Genomic DNA, 15578 nt, shown 5'->3' with positions numbered 1-15578 from the left:
TTTGCCGAAACTCGTCCCTATCCCGCGGCCGGCAGGATCTTACCCGGGTTCATGATATCAAGCGGATCGAGCGCCTGCTTGATCGTGCGCATGATGTCGACGCCATGGCCAAGCTCATGGCGCAGGAAGCCGATCTTGCCCTGGCCGATGCCATGCTCGCCGGTGCAGGTGCCCTCCATGGCGATGGCCCGCATATTGAGCCGCGCCACGAACTTTTCCGACAGCGCGATTTCCTTCGGGTCGTTCACGTCCATCAGCACCAGGACGTGGAAATTGCCGTCGCCGGCATGGCCGACGATCGGCGCGACAAGCCCCATTTCGGCGATGTCGGCCTCGGTTTCGGTGACGCATTCGGCAAAACGCGAGATCGGAACGCAGACGTCGGTCGACAGGCCCTTGGCGCCTGGCCGTAGCGTCAGCGACGACCAATAGGCGTCATGCCTGGCCTTCCAAAGTTTGGTGCGCTCCTCGGCGACGCTGGTCCACAGGAAGGGTCCGCCGCCATTTTCCTCGGCGATCATGCCGAAGGTCTCGGCCTGTTCGGCAACGCCTGCATCGCTGCCATGGAACTCCACGAACAGGCACGGGCTTTCCGGGTAATCGAGCTTGGAGTAAGTCTTCATCGCCCGCATCTGCAGCGCATTGACCAGTTCGATGCGCGCCACCGGAATTCCCATCTGGATCGTCGCTATGACGGCGTTGCAGGCCGCTTCGACGCTCGGAAACGGACAGACACCACCGGAAATCGCCTGCGGAATGCCTTGCAGCCTTAATGTCAGTGAGGTGATGACGCCGAGCGTGCCTTCCGAACCGACCAGCAGCCGCGTCAGATCGTAGCCGGCAGAGCTTTTTTTCGCCCGCTTGCCGGTGGTCACCGCCTCGCCATCGGCCATGACGGCCGTCAGCGACAGCACGTTCTCGCGCATCGTGCCGTAGCGAACCGCGTTGGTGCCCGAAGCGCGCGTCGCGGCCATGCCGCCCAGCGAGGCATTGGCGCCGGGATCGATCGGAAAGAACAGGCCGGTGTCGCGCAGATGCCGGTTGAGATCCTCGCGAGTCACCCCGGGCTCGACCGTGCAGTCGAGATCCTGCGGATTGACCGATAGGATCCGGTTCATCCGCGACGTGTCGACCGAGATGCCGCCGCCCGGCGCGTTGGTATGGCCTTCGAGCGAGGAGCCGACGCCGAAGGCGATCACCGGCACGCGGTGCGCCGCGCAGGCGCGCACGATCTCCTGCACCTCGGCGGTCGTTTCCGGGAAGGCGACGCCGTCCGGCGCCTGCGTCGGGATGTAGGTGGTCGTATGCGCATGCTGGGAGCGGATCGCCTCGCCGGTCTGAAAGCGCTCGCCAAATCGCTGCTTGAGGATACCGAGCACGGCGGCGATGCCATCTTCGTTGCGCTCGACCGGATTGAGGTCGCTCAGGGCCATGAATTTCTCCGCGAATGGACCAGTGTCCATGCTTGTCATGCATTTATGGATGATGCCTAACGCAATTCCAGGAAAAGTGTGAAGCGGTTTTCCCGGGAAAAGCGCCTAGCGCTTTCCCTAGAGAATTGTATCAAGAGGCGGTCCGGCGTTTCCGTGAAACGATGAACCGCTCTCACAACCACGCTCTGTCCAGCACCACAACAAGGAAGTTGCCATGCCGATCCCCGCCCCTTTTGTTTCTCAGCCAATGGCTATCGAGAAGGACTGGATCGACTATAACGGCCATCTCAACATGGCCTACTACAACGTCCTGTTCGACCGCTGTTCGGATGAAGCCTTCGAGGCGATGGGCATGGGGCTGGACTATGTCAAGAACCGCCGCCTCACGATCTACACCGCCGAAGTCCATGTCTGCTACGTGCAGGAACTGCATCTCGACCACAAGGTCACAGTCTCGTTCCAGCTCATCGACCATGACGAGAAGCGGTTGCGGTTCTATCAGGAAATCCGCCATGCCGACGGCTGGCTCGCCGCCACGTCCGAGCAGCTTGCACTGCATGTCGACATGTCCGGGCCCAAGGTAGCCCCCTTCCCCGCCGACGTGCTGGCCAAGATCGAAGCGATGCGCGCCGCTCACGCAGCCTTGCCGATGCCCGAACGCGCCGGCCGCTCGATCGGCATCAGGCGCAAATAGGCCGAAATCGACGTCCACCTCGTTCCCGGACGGACCGGACCTGGGCTTCAAAGCCACACCGGCAAGCCAAAATCGTCGAACCTTCAAATCGGCGAGCGCCAGTGGTTGAAGCAGCCTCCTGCCCGCGTTAACCTTACCGAGGTTTTAACGGGAACAAGCCATTTGAGCCGTTGAACGACTCAGCGGAGCGTTCGAAAACGTCCGCACAGGGTCGTTCTACGGGCGGCGGGGCGAAGCCGATTCGAGGTAAGTGCATGAAAACCGACATCAAGGTCGAGGTGGACAGGCTAGCCGCGGATCCACGCATAACGGACTATGATTTCTGGCGTTCGCTGAAGAACGTCGACAATGAGATCTTCCACATCGCCAATAACAACGAGCCGATCCCCTTTGACATGATCCGCTGGCGCAGCATCTTGAAGCGCGCTCGCCTGAAGCGCGGCCACGCCTGACGACGGCAAGTCGAGCGGCCACCTGCTTCACTGCCGGGCAATTGATCTATTGCGGTCAATCCAGCCGCCTGATCGCCGCCAGCGGCGAGCGCGCCACCACTGGGGATGACTGGATGATCGCCGTGTTGGTCATCGCGTAGGGAATGATGCGGTCGATCACCCGCTCGAGTTCGGCCACCGAGCCGACATGCGCCAGCGCGATGAAACAGTCCTCGCCGGTTACCCGGTCGCATTGCGCGATCTCGGGCAGGTCGCGGATGATCTCGGCCACGACGGCGAGTTGCCCCGGCACCGGCCTGATGCGCAGCCATGCCGACAGGTTCAGGCCAAGCGCCGCCGGATTGATCCGCACGCAATAGGCTTCGATGACGCCGTTCTCCTGAAGCTGCTTGATGCGCTCGGCTACGCTCGGCGCCGACAGGCCGACGGCGCGCGCCAGTTCGGCCGTGCTGGCGCGTGCATCTTTTTCCAGCAGGCGCAGGATCTTCAGGTCGACCGCATCGAGATCAATATTTTCGTTTCGAAGGCGCTTCATCGAAAACTCCTTGCATATCGAAAGTGAACGAGATTTTTGAACGGTCACTAGCCATATGAACCGAAAAAATTACCTGCGATACTGATCCAATGAACGATCGGGCGCGAGTCCAAACCACCCGCAAGGCTTCCCGAGGTGCGGCCTTTGCCAGCCTGGCGACATCGCTGCCGCCGCATGTCTGGTTCTGCGTCAGCGCCGTCTTCCACTATCTCGGCCCTGCCTTCGCCGTGCTTTTGTTTGCGCAGATCGGCGTGCTTGGCATGGCCTGGCTGCGCATCGCCACCGCCGCGTTGATCTTCGCGCCGCTGACGCGTCCGTGGCGAACCTTCGCTCAGGCCGATCGGTCGACACGGCTGCTGCTGCTCGCCTTCGGCGCCTGTCTGGCAGTGATGAACTGCTCCTTCTATCTGGCGCTCGACCGCCTGCCGATTTCGCTGGTGGCCGCGATCGAATTCGTCGGCACCATCGGCGTCGCGCTGGTCGGCCTCCGAAGCGCGCGCAATCTCGCTGCCCTTGCTGTCGCCGTGGCCGGCACCTTGCTGCTGATCGACGTCAAATGGTCCAGCGATCCCATCGGTTTGTTCTGGGCCTTCCTCAACGGCGCGCTCTTTGTGGGCTATATCGTGCTTGGCCACCGCGTTGCCGCTTCAGGCGCCGGCGATGGCATTGCCGGGCTCGGCGCCGCCATGGCCGTCGCCTTCCTGGTCGTGCTGCCGATCGGCTTCCCCGACGCAATGCCCGCCTTTTTCTCCGCGCCGCTGCTGCTGGCGGCCATCGGCGTCGGCATCTGCTCCTCGGTTATCCCCTATATCTGCGATCAGCTCGCCATGGCGCGGCTGCCGCGGTCGAGCTTCGCGCTGATGCTGTCGCTGCTGCCCGTCACGGCGACGCTGATCGGCATTTTGGTGCTGCGCCAAATCCCCGGCATCAGCGACTGCATCGGTATTGCGCTGGTGGTGGCCGGCGTTGCCTTGCACAGGCCGGCGAGCACGCAGTCCTGCGCTAAGCCAGATTCTCCTTCAGGAAGGCGACGGTCCGGCCCCAGGCGAGATCAGCCGCCTTCTTGTCATAGCGCGCTGCCGAAGTGTCGTTGTTGAAGGCGTGATTGGCGCCTTCATAGACATAGACCGTATATTCGACATGCGCGGCATCGAGTTCCTTCTTGAAGGCGGCGATGCCGGCATTGGTGCGTTCGTCCAACCCGGCATAGTGCAGCAGCAGCGCCGCCTTTATCTTGGACACGTCCGCGGCCTTCGGCTGCATGCCGTAATAGGCGACGCTTGCCGCCAGGTCAGGCGCGTTGACGGCGAGCATGTTGGCCGTGCCGCCGCCCCAGCAGAAGCCGACGGCGCCGACCTTGCCATTGCCGTCCTTGTCGGCCTTGAGGAAAGCCACCGTCGCGACGCCATTGGCAACGGTCCGCGCCGGATCCAGCTTGGTGAACATGTCGCGCGCCTTGTCCTCGTCGGCGGGCGTGCCGCCGAGCGGCGACAGGAAATCCGGAGCGAGCGCCACGAAGCCCTCCAGCGCCACGCGCCGGGCGATGTCGCGTATATGCGGGTTGAGTCCTCTGTTCTCGTGGATGATGATGACGGCGCCGAGCTTGCCCGCCTGATCCGCCGGCCTGACCAGATAGGCCTTCATCTCGCCGCCGGCCCCGGGATAGGTGATGTCCTGGCCTCTCACGCGGGGATCGTTCTCGGCGACGATGGCCGCCTGGGCGGAATTCGCCGCCAGCATCGGTGCGATCGCCGCGGCCGCCGCCCCTGACCCGGCAAGCCGGGTCAGTTGCTCCATGAAGCGGCGGCGATCGAGTGTCAGATGCGTGTATTCGTCATAGGCGTCGATCATCGCCTGGGTGATCCCAGGCTTTGCTGGTGTCGTGGCGGCTGCTTTGGTCATGGCGCATTCCTCGGCTTCAAGCTTCAATACCGGAGCTACATAGGAGCGCGGCTGGCCCGGTCCAGCCTGGATGGGCGCAGCGGTAGGCATTGCCCGCTGCCGGTGAAGCCGGCGGTGCCGCCGCCACATCACATTTTGGTCATCGCCGATAAATCCTGCAGGCACTGCCACAATAGTAAGGGAAGCTGCGTGCTACCGATGCGCCGTGCCATCCCGTCCCGACCAGAAGAAGCGCCGCCGATGACCATGCCGATCCTCATCAGCACGTTCGTCCTTGCCCTGGCTGCCGCTCAGGCATTACGCTTCAGGCTTGTGGACGCAGGCAGGCGGTCGATGATCGAGCTTCGCATCGGCAAGGACCGCCGCACGGACCCGAAATCCCAAATTTGAGGTGAGACCATGAACGTCCAGGATATCGTCAACACCGTCTCGCAAAAGGCGGGCCTCGACCACGCAACGACAGAGAAAGTCGTCGGCACCATCTTCTCGGTGCTGGAGCACGAGGCGGAAGGCACCAACGTCTCGGGTTTCTTTGCCAAGATTCCCGGCGCAGACGATCTCGCCCGCCAATACGACGTCATGGCCGCCGGCGCGGCCGGCGGTGGCGGCCTGCTGTCCTCGTTGCAAGGCGCGCTGGGCGGTGTTCTCGGCGAAAAGGCCGGCGCACTGATCAACGGCGTCGCCGCGCTCAAGGCCTCCGGCCTCGACATGGCGCAGATCAGGCAGGCCGGCGCCACGCTGATCCAGCAGGCCGAAGCCGCCGCCGGCCCTGACCTCACCAATGAAGTGCTCGGCTCGGTGCCCAGCCTGAAGAGCCATCTCGGAATCAGCTAGGCCGCGGTCCTGCGGGGACCGCGCGCCATTCCTACTTCGGCAGCGCGTACGCCATCACATAATCGCCCGGCTTGGTGCCGACCGAGCCATGGCCGCCGGCGACTATGACCACGAACTGGCGCCCGTCAGCCACCGTATAGGTCATCGGCGTAGATTGTCCGCCGGCTGGCAGGCGCGCCTGCCAGAGCTGTCTGCCTGAGGTCAGGTCGTAGGCGCGCAGGTAGTCGTCGACCGCGGCGCCGAGGAAAGCCACCCCGCCGGCTGTGATCATCGGCCCGCCAATGCCGGGCACGCCGACCTTGAACGGCAAAGGCAGCGGCGTCATGTCGTAGACCGTGCCGTTCCTGTGCTTGTAGACGATCTGGCCGGTCCTGAGATCGGCGCCGGCGACATAGCCCCATGGCGGCGCCTGGCACGGAATGCCGAGCGGCGACAGGAACGGTCCCATCACCACCGCATAGGGGGCGCCGTCATTGCGGTTCAGCCCCTGCTCGCTGCCCTTGCTGTCGCCTGGCGGCGGCACGTCCGCACGGGGCACAAGCCTGGAGGTGAAGGCGAGATAGGTCGGCATGCCGAACAGCACCTGCCGGACCGGATCGACCGCCACGCCGCCCCAGTTGAAGACGCCGAAATTGCCGGGATAGACCAGCGTGCCCTGCAGCGACGGCGGCGTGTAGCGGCCCTCGTAGCGCAGCCTGTGCAACGCGATCCGGCACGCCAGCTGGTCGAACATGGTGATGCCCCACATGTCGGCATCGGTCAGCGGCGGCGGATTGAAGGAAAGGTCCGACACCGGCTGCGTGGGCGATGTGTGGTCGCCTTCGATGGCGCCGCCGGGCGCCGGCACTTCCTTGACCGGGATGACCGGCTCGCCGGTGCGCCGGTCGAGCACATAGAGGTCGCCCTGCTTGGTCGGCCCCACCAGCGCCGGCACGACCGTGCCGTCGGCCTTGGTGATGTCGACAAGGCTCGGCTGCGCCGGCACGTCCATGTCCCACAGGTCATGGTGCACGGTCTGGCGCACCCATTTCAATTGCCCCGTATTGAGGTCGAGCGCGGTGATCGAGGAGGAGAATTTCTCGACATTGGCGCTGCGGCCGGCGCCGAGCTGGTCCGGCGTCTGGTTGCCGAGCGGTATGTAGAGCAGGCCGAGCTTTTCGTCGGCACTCGGCGTCGACCACATGTTGGGCGAATTGGCGGTGTAGGTCTGGCCTGCCGCGAGCGGCGTGGTCTGGTCGGGATTGCCGGAATCCCAGTTCCAGATCAGCGCGCCCGTGGAGGCATCGAAGGCGCGGATGACGCCGGAGGGCTCCTGCGTGGAATAATTGTCGTTGACCGCGCCGCCGACGATGATCTTGCCGCCCGATATCAGCGGCGCCGAGGTCGAATAGTAATAGCCGGACTTGGGATAAGGCATGCCGGTCAGAAGGTTCAGCGTGCCGCCTTCGGCAAAGGACGGACAGACCTGACCGTTGGCGGCGTCGAGCGCGATCAGCCGCGCATCCGAAGTCGGCAGGTAGACACGCGCGGCGCAAGGCTGCCCGGCACCGATCTTGGCGTCGGCGTAATAGGAGACGCCGCGGCAGGTCTGGTGCTGGCGGTCCTTGTCGAGCTTGACCTGGGGATCGTAGCGCCACTTCTCCTTGCCCGTGGCGGCGTCGATGGCGATGGCGAAATTGTGCGGCGTGCAGATGTAGAGCGTATCGGCGATCTTCAGCGGCGTCACTTGATAGGTGGTCTCGCCGACATCGTCAGGACCCTTCACGTCGCCGGTGCGATAAGTCCAGGCCGGCTGCAGGTTGGCGACATTCTCCGGCGTGATCTGGTCGAGCGGCGAATAGCGCTGGCCATAGGGCGTGCGGCCGTAGAAGTGCCATTCGCCGGCAGGTACGTCGCCGCCGAGATCGGCCGCCGGGGTCACCTTGTCGGTGTTGAGATTGCCGGCAATACCCTTGGGATCGGTCGTCATTGAATAGCCGGCGACCGCCAGCGACGCCAACACCGCGAGAATGAGCGGCGCGCGGCCATCGGGACCAACAAGGCCCCGCCTCGCCCACGGCGTCAGCAGCCACAACGCGACGAGCACGATGATGCCGCCGCGCGGCCCGAGTTCCCACCAGTCGAAGCCGATTTCCCAGACCGCCCAGGCAAGCGTGCCCAGCACGATCGCGGCGTAGAGCCAGAGCGCGGTGGATCTGCGCCGGTAGAGCAGCCATGCGGCGATGAGGAAGGCGATGCCTGATATGATGTAGTACCAGCTACCTCCCAGTGAAGCCAACCAGATGCCGCCGGCGCCAAGCGCGAGGCCGATGAGGAGGAGAATGAGGGAGGTGATGGTGACAGCCAAGATGATACTCCTTCGACTGTTGCGCGCCTCGAGGCGGCCATGGGCAACAGGATCCCCTCCCTGCCCTTTGCCCAGCTTTCTCCCACCCGCCCTGCCTGTCAAGCAGGCCGGGAACAATCAGGGGTGGAACAAAACGTAGACAGTTCTGGTCTTTCTCCACCGAATCACTACATTCGGGGGCGATGTCCGGCTTTTCCGAAGACATGCCCTTTTTCGATGAACCCGATGCGCGGCCTACCGCCCCGTCGGGTATCGCCGCGCGCGCCATGGCTGCCCGCAGCGGCCACAACAACGCGCCCGACTATCTCAAGGGATTGAACCCCGAGCAGCGGCTGGCGGTGGAAACCACCGAAGGGCCGGTTCTGGTGCTGGCCGGTGCCGGCACCGGCAAGACGCGCGTCTTGACCACCCGCATCGCCCACATCCTGGCGACCGGAAAAGCCTTCCCCTCGCAGATCCTGGCCGTGACCTTCACCAACAAGGCCGCGCGCGAGATGAAGCAGCGCATAGGGATCCTGATCGGCGAAGGCAATGTCGAGGGCATGCCCTGGCTCGGCACCTTCCACTCGATCGGCGTCAAGCTCCTGCGCAGGCACGCCGAGCTTGCCGGGCTGAAATCCGACTTCACCATTCTCGACACCGACGACGTCGTGCGGCTGATCAAGCAATTGATCCAGGCAGAGGGCCTCGACGACAAGCGCTGGCCGGCCAAGCAGTTCGCGCAGATGATCGACGGCTGGAAAAACAAGGGACAAGGCCCGGCCGATATCGCCGAGGGCGATGCGCGCAGTTTCGCCAACGGCAAGGGCCGCGAGCTCTACAGGGCCTATCAGGAGCGCCTGCAGACGCTGAACGCCTGCGATTTCGGCGATCTGCTCTGCCACCCGATCCGCATCTTCCGCGCCAATCCGGACGTGCTGAAGGAGTATCACAAGCGGTTCAGATACATCCTCGTCGACGAGTACCAGGACACCAACACCGCGCAATACATGTGGCTGCGCTTGCTGGCGCAGCGGCCGGAGGCTGGGCGTTCGTCGACGTTAACATCGACCGATCTGCGATCGGCCGAAGGCCGCAAGCCCGACCGGGCGTCCGAGCCTTTGCGAGGCCCGCGCGGAGGGCCCGCGCCGGCAGGCGCGGAACAGCCCGTGAGCGAAAACAAAGTCAACATCTGCTGCGTCGGCGACGACGACCAGTCGATCTATGGCTGGCGCGGCGCGGAGGTCGACAACATCCTGCGCTTCGACAAGGATTTTCCCGGCGCCACCATCATCCGGCTGGAGCGCAATTATCGTTCCACCGCGCATATCCTCGGCGCCGCTTCGCACCTCATCGCCCACAATGAGGGCCGCTTCGGCAAGACGCTGTTCACCGATCGCAACGATCCCGAGGACGGCAAGGTCAACGTCCATGCCGCCTGGGATTCCGAGGAGGAAGCGCGCGCGGTCGGCGAGACCATCGAGGCCTACCAGCGCCAGAAGCACAACCTCAACGACATGGCGATCCTGGTGCGCGCGTCCTTCCAGATGCGCGAGTTCGAGGACCGTTTCGTCACGCTCGGTCTCAATTACCGTGTCATCGGCGGCCCGCGCTTCTATGAGCGCATGGAGATCCGCGACGCGCTTGCCTTCTTCCGCGTCGTCGCGCAAGGCGCCGACGATCTCGCCTTCGAGCGCATCGTCAATGTGCCCAAGCGCGGCCTCGGCGAAACCACCATCCGTCAGATCCACGACACGGCCCGCGCGCTGCGCGTGCCGATGTTGGAAGCCGCCGCCAAGCTCGCCGAGAGCGACGAGTTGAAGCCCAAGCCGCGCGCCGCATTGCGCGAGGTCGCCGCCAATTTCGAACGCTGGCAGAAGGCGCTGGAAACCACGCCGCACACCGAGCTCGCCGAGACCATCCTGGAAGAGAGCGGCTACACCGACATGTGGAAGAACGACCGTTCGGTCGAGGCGCCCGGCCGGCTGGAGAACCTCAAGGAGCTGATCCGCTCCATGGAGGAGTATGAATCGCTGCGCTCCTTTCTCGAACATGTCGCCCTGGTCATGGATGCCGAGCAGAACGCCGAACTCGACGCCGTCAACATCATGACGCTGCATTCGGCCAAAGGCCTCGAATTCGAGACCGTTTTTCTCCCGGGCTGGGAGGAAGGCCTGTTCCCGCACCAGCGCGCGCTGGACGAAGGCGGCCGTTCCGGCCTGGAGGAAGAGCGCCGGCTGGCCTATGTCGGCGTCACCCGCGCCAAGAAGAACCTGCACATCTGGTTCGTCTCCAACCGCCGCATCCACGGCCTGTGGCAATCGACGATTCCCTCCCGCTTCCTAGACGAACTGCCTGAAACTCATGTCGAAGTCGCCGAGAGCGGCAATTCCTATGGCGGCTACGGCAATTCCTATGGCGGCGGTTCGTTCGCTTCCGGCCGAGGTGGCCGCCAGAACCCCTATGGCGCCTCGCGCTTCGACAATGTAGGTGCCGAAAAATCCGGCGCCTTCTCCAACAGCTACGCCACGCCGGGCTGGCAGCGGGCGCAGCAGAACCGCACCGAAGCGACCGATCGCAACTGGGGCTCGCGCTCCGGCCACCAGGTCGAGCGTATCGGCTATGGCGAGACCGACAGCGGCTACGGCGCCGGCCGCACGAGCATCAAGGGCCGCACCATCGATGGCGAGCTGGTCGCGAAATCCGTCGCCGACACGCCGTCCCCCTTCAACGTCGGCGACCGCGTCTTCCACCAGAAATTCGGCAATGGCAATATCGCGGCCATCGAGGGCAACAAGCTGACCATCGACTTCGACAAGGCCGGCCAGAAACGCGTGCTGGACGGGTTTGTCGCGGCCGTGTGAGAGACGCCTTTCTGCTCTTCCGTAGAATTGGCGAAGCCCTCAATCCACCTTCTTCTCGCCGGCCTCGCCAGCCTTGACGATATCGCCCGTCGTAAACAGGATTTCCTTCAGTTCCGCGCGCCAGTCCGTCTTCTGGCGCAGCAGGAATTCGAGGTCCATGCCGAAATGCTTGAACTCCTCGCCTTGCGCGTTCTTCATGATGGCGCGGGCCTGTGGGTCCTTCTCCACCGACATGCGCTGTTCGTACCAGCTGATCGCTTCCGCCTCCTCGATCAGCGAGGTGATCATGCGGGCGAAGGTCCGCACCTCCTGCGACAATTCTTCGGGCGGTTCGTGATACTGGTCGAAACCCATGTGGTCGTCCTCCCTCAATGGCTCACAATGCGAGCAGGCACCGGCCGTGCCATGAATGCATGAGAGGCGCAGCAGGTTCCGGATCGCACCCACAATTCAGGACGATGAGATGAACAAGCTATCTCACGACACCGGCGCCGCCCCGCCCTGTTCCGTGCGGCGCGCGATGAAATCATCGAGCGCAGCTGATGTGGCAATGGCCGTCGCCGGCGGCTCGAAATCGGCGAGGATGCGCTTCCAGATACCGGTGGCGCGTTCGGTTGCGGTCTTGGAACCGGTCTGCGTCCAGTTGCCGAAATTCGACCAGTCGGCCACCAGCGGCTCGTAGAAGGCGGTGCGGTAGCGCGCCATGGTGTGACCTGCCGAGAAGAAATGGCCGCCGGGCTGCACTTCGGCGATCGCCTCGAAGCCGATGGCATCGTCGTCGCCGGGCGTGGCGACGCACAGTTCAGCCACCGTCTGCAACGCCTCGATGTCGGTGACCAGCTTTTCGAAGGAAACGCTCAGCCCCCCCTCCAGCCAGCCGGCGGCATGGATGCACACGGTAGCGCCCGCCAGCACCGAGCCCCACAGCGCAAACTGCGTCTCATGCGCCGCCTGCGCATCGGAGATGTTGGCCGCGCTGCCGCCGCCCGAACGCCACGGCAGGCCGGTGAAGCGCGCCAGTTGGCCGGCCCCCAGCGTCGCCTTGATATGCTCCGGCGTGCCGAAGGCCGGCGCGCCTGATTTCATGTCGACATTGGAGGAGAAGGAGCCGTAGACGACAGGCGCGCCCGGCCGCACGATCTGCGCCAGCGTCAATCCGGCCAGCGCCTCGGCATGCTGCAAAGTCAGCGCGCCGGCCACCGTGATCGGCGCCATCGCACCCGCCAGGCAGAAGGGCGTGATGATCAGGACCTGCCCGGCTCTGGCGAAGTCGATGATGCCTTGCGCCATCGGGATGTCGAGCTGGCGCGGCGAATTGGTGTTGATGACGGTGTAGCAATGGGCGCCCGAGCGAAACTCGTCTTCGGACAGCCCGCGGGCCAGCCTGATCATCTCGAAGCTGTCGTCGACCTGCGGCGTGCCGCGCGCGAACACGAACGGGAACTTGTCCGAAAGGGTCAGTTGCGCCCGGTTGACGGCGTAATGACGGAAACGGTTGTCGATGTCCTGCGGCTCGATGCAGGGTCCCAGCATATGCAGGACGTCAAAATGCTGCACCAGCCTGATGAGTTCCTCGAAGGCGGCCAGCGTTCCGGGCCGCCGGCCGCGCTCGAGATCGGTGACGTTCGGCGCGCCGGAGCCCGCCAGGAAGGTCATCGAGCCGAGTTCGAGCTGCAGGTCGCGGGCACGTGCGCCGGCATGGGCGTGGATCGATCGCGGCGCCGAGGCCAGCGCGGCCGCCACCATGTCGCGGCCGATCCGCACCATGTCGGTATCGGGGTCGACCAGGGCGCCGGCGCGGGCGAGCAGGTCGCGCGCCTGCGGCAGCAGAACCTTGATGCCCAGCTCTTCCAGCACGCGCAGCGCCGTGTCGTGGATCGAGGCGACGTGGTCGTCCGAAAAGATCGGCTGCGGCAGGAACGGGTTCTTCAGCAAGCGGTAATTGGGCCGGCGGCTGCTCTCGCTGCCGGCCTCGCCGATGCGTCCCCGTCGGCGCTCGCGCCTGCTTTCGCGTGCTGCGTCATCGATCATCCGGAAACCTCCTCATTGCCGCATCGCCTTGCCCAAGGGATCGTAAGGCGAAGCCGGAATGACACGCGCCGGCCGCTCGATGCCGACAATGTGCACGCAAAGCGCCGTTCCTTCCTCGGCAAAATCGTCATCCACCAACGCCAGCGCGACGCTTTTGCCGATCGTGTAGCCAAAGCCGCCGGAGGTGACGAAGCCAACGCGCCGAGCGCCGTGCCAGACCGGTTCGAAGCCGCTGGCGTCCGCGTCGACGGCATCGACTTCCAGCGTCACGATGCGTCGTCCAACATCCGGCTTGCGTTCCTTCAGCGCCGCCTCGCGGCCAACGAAATCGCCCTTGTCGAAAGCGATGAAGCGGTCGAGCCCTGTCTGGCCGGGCGTGTAGCCTTGCGTGAATTCGCGCGACCAGATGCCGAAGCTCTTTTCCAGCCGAAGCGCGTTGAGTGCGTAATAGCCAACTTCGGCGAGGCCGAGATCCTCACCGGCGGCAAGCAGCGTTTCGCGCAATGTGGCATGCATGGTGGCCGGGCAGTTGATCTCGAAGCCGAGCTCGCCGGCGATCGAAAGGCGAGCCATCCGCGCCCCCACCATGCCGATGTCGAATTCGCCGCATGCCATGAATGGCAAGGCTTTGGCGGAGATGTCCTGGTGCGTCGTGCGCTCGACGATCTTTCTGGCATTGGGGCCAGTGACCAGGAAGCCGGACATCGCATCTGAAATATCGGTGACGCAAACGCCTTCAGCCATATGCGCTTCGAACCAGCGCATGTGGAATTCGCGCAGATAGTAGGAGCCCATCAGCCAGTAGTCGCCATTGCCCCAGTTGAAGACGGTGAGATCGCCCTTCAGCCGCCCGTCCGGCCCGAGCATCGGCGCCAGTCTCGCCTGCCCCGCCTTCGGCAGCCTGCAAACCAGAAGCCCATCGAGCCAGGCCTCCGCGCCCGATCCTGAGATCGCGTAGCGCGCATAGGCCGAGATATCGATGAGGCCGGCGGCGCGCCGGACTTGCAGCGCCTCGTCGCCGATGATGTCGAAGGCGTTGGAGCGCCTGAGCGTCGTCTCCTCGCGGAATCCCATCGGCGCGAAATAGGCGGGGATTTCCAGCCCCCAGGAGGCCGTCCATTCGCAGCCGGCCGCGCTCATGCCGTCATAGGCGCCGGGGCGCTTTAGCGGCCGGCCCGCCGGCAGCCGCTCGTTGGGAAAGGTCATGACGAAACGGCGAGAATAGAACTGGCGCGTGGTCTGCCTGAGATATTCCCGGTTCGCGGCGAAGGCGCCGTAGCGGGCGATGTCCATGCCGAAAATGTCGGCCTGCGGCTCGCCGTAAATCATCCATTCGGCCAGCGATTTGCCGACGCCGCCGCCCTGGCTGAAGCCGGCCATGACGCCGCAGGCGACCCAGTAATTCTTCAGGCCGCGCACCGGCCCGACGATCGGATTGCCGTCCGGGGTGAAGGTGAAGGCGCCGTTGACCCATTTGCGGATGCCTGCCGTCGCCAGGCAAGGGAAACGCTCATGCGCTTTGGCAAGTTCCGGGCTGATGCGGTCGATGTCTTCGGGGATAAGCTCGATGCCGTAATCCCAAGGCGCGCCGTCCATGTTCCAGTGCTTCGGGTTCTGCTCGTAGACGCCAAGCAGCACGCCTTTGCGCTCCTGCCGCAGATAGGAAAAGCCGTCGAGATCGACGGCCAGGCCGAGCTCCTTGTCGAGGGCAGCGACTTCCGGAATGTCCTCGGTGACGAAATAATGGTGCTCCATCGGCGTCACCGGGAGCTCAACCCCGGCCATGCGGCCGAGTTGCTTGGCCCACAGCCCGCCGGCATTCACGACATGCTCGGCTGTGATGGTACCTTGCTCGGTGACCACGTCCCAATGGCCATCGGCCCGCGCCTTCAGCTCGACCACGCGGTTGCGCAGGATGACGTCGGCGCCGCGCTTCTTGGCGGCACCGACATATGCATGCGTCGTGCCGTAGGGGTCGAGATGGCCTTCGTTGGAATCGAAGAGGCCGCCGAGCACCCCGGTGACATCGACGATCGGGCAGATCGCCTTGATCTCGTCAGGCGTCACCAGCCGGGCGGTCTCGATGCCGACCGACTGGAATACCGCCCAGGCCGATTTCAGCCACTCCCAGCGCGCCGGATCGCTGGCGATGTTGACGCCGCCGGTCATGTGCAAGCCGACGTCCTGGCCGGATTCGGCCTCGATCTCGCGGTAAAGGTTGATGGTGTAATCCTGCAGCGCGGCGACATTGGGATCGGCGTTGAGCGCGTGGAACCCCGCCGCCGCATGCCAGGTCGAGCCCGCCGTCAATTCGGCGCGCTCGATCAGCGCCACATCCGACCAGCCGAACCGCGCCAGGTGATAAAGCACCGAAGCGCCCACCACTCCTCCCCCGATGACGACTGCGCGGTAATGAGACCTCAAGGCTTCCCTCCCCGGACTGTCCGAAACGGGCACCATATATGTACTGTACATAAGTGTCTAGTACTGCGAACAGCTCCTGGACG

General features: G+C 64.4%; 13 protein-coding genes. 6 read left to right on the top strand and 7 right to left on the bottom strand.

The window, feature by feature from the left end:
* Window positions 1-17: 17 nt before the first annotated feature.
* Window positions 18-1433 (bottom strand): FAD-binding oxidoreductase, encoded by a 1416-nt coding sequence (locus tag LB566_RS22935; RefSeq protein WP_140553161.1) that lies wholly within the window; start codon window positions 1431-1433, stop codon window positions 18-20.
* Window positions 1434-1647: 214 nt separating this feature from the next.
* Here LB566_RS22935 and LB566_RS22930 point away from each other — a divergent pair, with 214 nt between their 5' ends.
* Window positions 1648-2127, top strand: a complete 480-nt coding sequence (locus LB566_RS22930; RefSeq protein WP_224627299.1) for a thioesterase family protein — start codon at window positions 1648-1650, stop codon at window positions 2125-2127.
* A gap of 254 nt (window positions 2128-2381) precedes the next feature.
* The gene (locus tag LB566_RS22925; RefSeq protein WP_013894716.1) at window positions 2382-2579 is read left to right on the top strand and encodes a hypothetical protein; all 198 of its coding nucleotides are present in this window, start codon (window positions 2382-2384) and stop codon (window positions 2577-2579) included.
* 55 nt (window positions 2580-2634) lie between these two features.
* Here the strand turns inward: LB566_RS22925 and LB566_RS22920 are convergent, their stop codons facing one another.
* Window positions 2635-3114 carry an Lrp/AsnC family transcriptional regulator gene (locus tag LB566_RS22920; RefSeq protein WP_224627297.1) on the bottom strand — a complete coding sequence of 160 codons (480 nt, stop codon included), beginning with the start codon at window positions 3112-3114 and terminating at the stop codon, window positions 2635-2637.
* Window positions 3115-3203: 89 nt separating this feature from the next.
* Here LB566_RS22920 and LB566_RS22915 point away from each other — a divergent pair, with 89 nt between their 5' ends.
* Complete coding sequence (locus LB566_RS22915; protein WP_224627294.1) at window positions 3204-4211, top strand: EamA family transporter; 1008 nt, start codon at window positions 3204-3206, stop codon at window positions 4209-4211.
* Here the strand turns inward: LB566_RS22915 and LB566_RS22910 are convergent.
* Entirely contained in the window at window positions 4117-5016 is a 900-nt protein-coding gene (locus LB566_RS22910) for a dienelactone hydrolase family protein (protein ID WP_224627292.1), read from the bottom strand. The two genes, LB566_RS22915 and LB566_RS22910, sit on opposite strands and share 95 nt — an antisense overlap.
* A 240-nt stretch (window positions 5017-5256) precedes the next feature.
* Between LB566_RS22910 and LB566_RS22905 the strand changes: the two genes are divergently transcribed.
* Both LB566_RS22905 and LB566_RS22900 read left to right on the top strand, forming a co-directional pair.
* The gene (locus tag LB566_RS22905) at window positions 5257-5406 is read left to right on the top strand and encodes a hypothetical protein (protein WP_224627290.1); all 150 of its coding nucleotides are present in this window, start codon (window positions 5257-5259) and stop codon (window positions 5404-5406) included.
* Window positions 5407-5415: 9 nt separating this feature from the next.
* Window positions 5416-5850, top strand: a complete 435-nt coding sequence (locus tag LB566_RS22900; protein WP_140553153.1) for a hypothetical protein — start codon at window positions 5416-5418, stop codon at window positions 5848-5850.
* A gap of 31 nt (window positions 5851-5881) precedes the next feature.
* Here the strand turns inward: LB566_RS22900 and LB566_RS22895 are convergent, their stop codons facing one another.
* Window positions 5882-8197 (bottom strand): glucose/quinate/shikimate family membrane-bound PQQ-dependent dehydrogenase, encoded by a 2316-nt coding sequence (locus tag LB566_RS22895; protein WP_224627288.1) that lies wholly within the window; start codon window positions 8195-8197, stop codon window positions 5882-5884.
* 182 nt (window positions 8198-8379) lie between these two features.
* Between LB566_RS22895 and LB566_RS22890 the strand changes: the two genes are divergently transcribed.
* Window positions 8380-11040, top strand: coding sequence for an ATP-dependent helicase (locus tag LB566_RS22890; protein ID WP_224627278.1), 2661 nt, complete (start codon window positions 8380-8382; stop codon window positions 11038-11040).
* A gap of 39 nt (window positions 11041-11079) precedes the next feature.
* Here the strand turns inward: LB566_RS22890 and LB566_RS22885 are convergent, their stop codons facing one another.
* The 3 genes from LB566_RS22885 to LB566_RS22875 all read right to left on the bottom strand — a co-directional run bounded on the left by LB566_RS22885 (window position 11080) and on the right by LB566_RS22875 (window position 15495).
* The gene (locus LB566_RS22885; protein ID WP_140553149.1) at window positions 11080-11394 is read right to left on the bottom strand and encodes a hypothetical protein; all 315 of its coding nucleotides are present in this window, start codon (window positions 11392-11394) and stop codon (window positions 11080-11082) included.
* 123 nt (window positions 11395-11517) lie between these two features.
* Window positions 11518-13071 (bottom strand): trimethylamine methyltransferase family protein, encoded by a 1554-nt coding sequence (locus LB566_RS22880; RefSeq protein ID WP_224627269.1) that lies wholly within the window; start codon window positions 13069-13071, stop codon window positions 11518-11520.
* Window positions 13072-13083: 12 nt separating this feature from the next.
* On the bottom strand, window positions 13084-15495 hold the full coding sequence (locus LB566_RS22875; protein ID WP_224627267.1) for an FAD-dependent oxidoreductase: 2412 nt from the start codon (window positions 15493-15495) through the stop codon (window positions 13084-13086).
* Between the last annotated feature and the right edge of the window lie 83 nt (window positions 15496-15578).

The sequence above is a fragment of the Mesorhizobium sp. CA13 genome (genome assembly GCF_020165235.1).
In the GTDB taxonomy this organism is placed as follows: Bacteria; Pseudomonadota; Alphaproteobacteria; order Rhizobiales; family Rhizobiaceae; genus Mesorhizobium.
The sequence above is the reverse complement of the archived record's forward strand: the minus strand, read 5'-3'. Positions and strand labels throughout refer to the sequence as shown.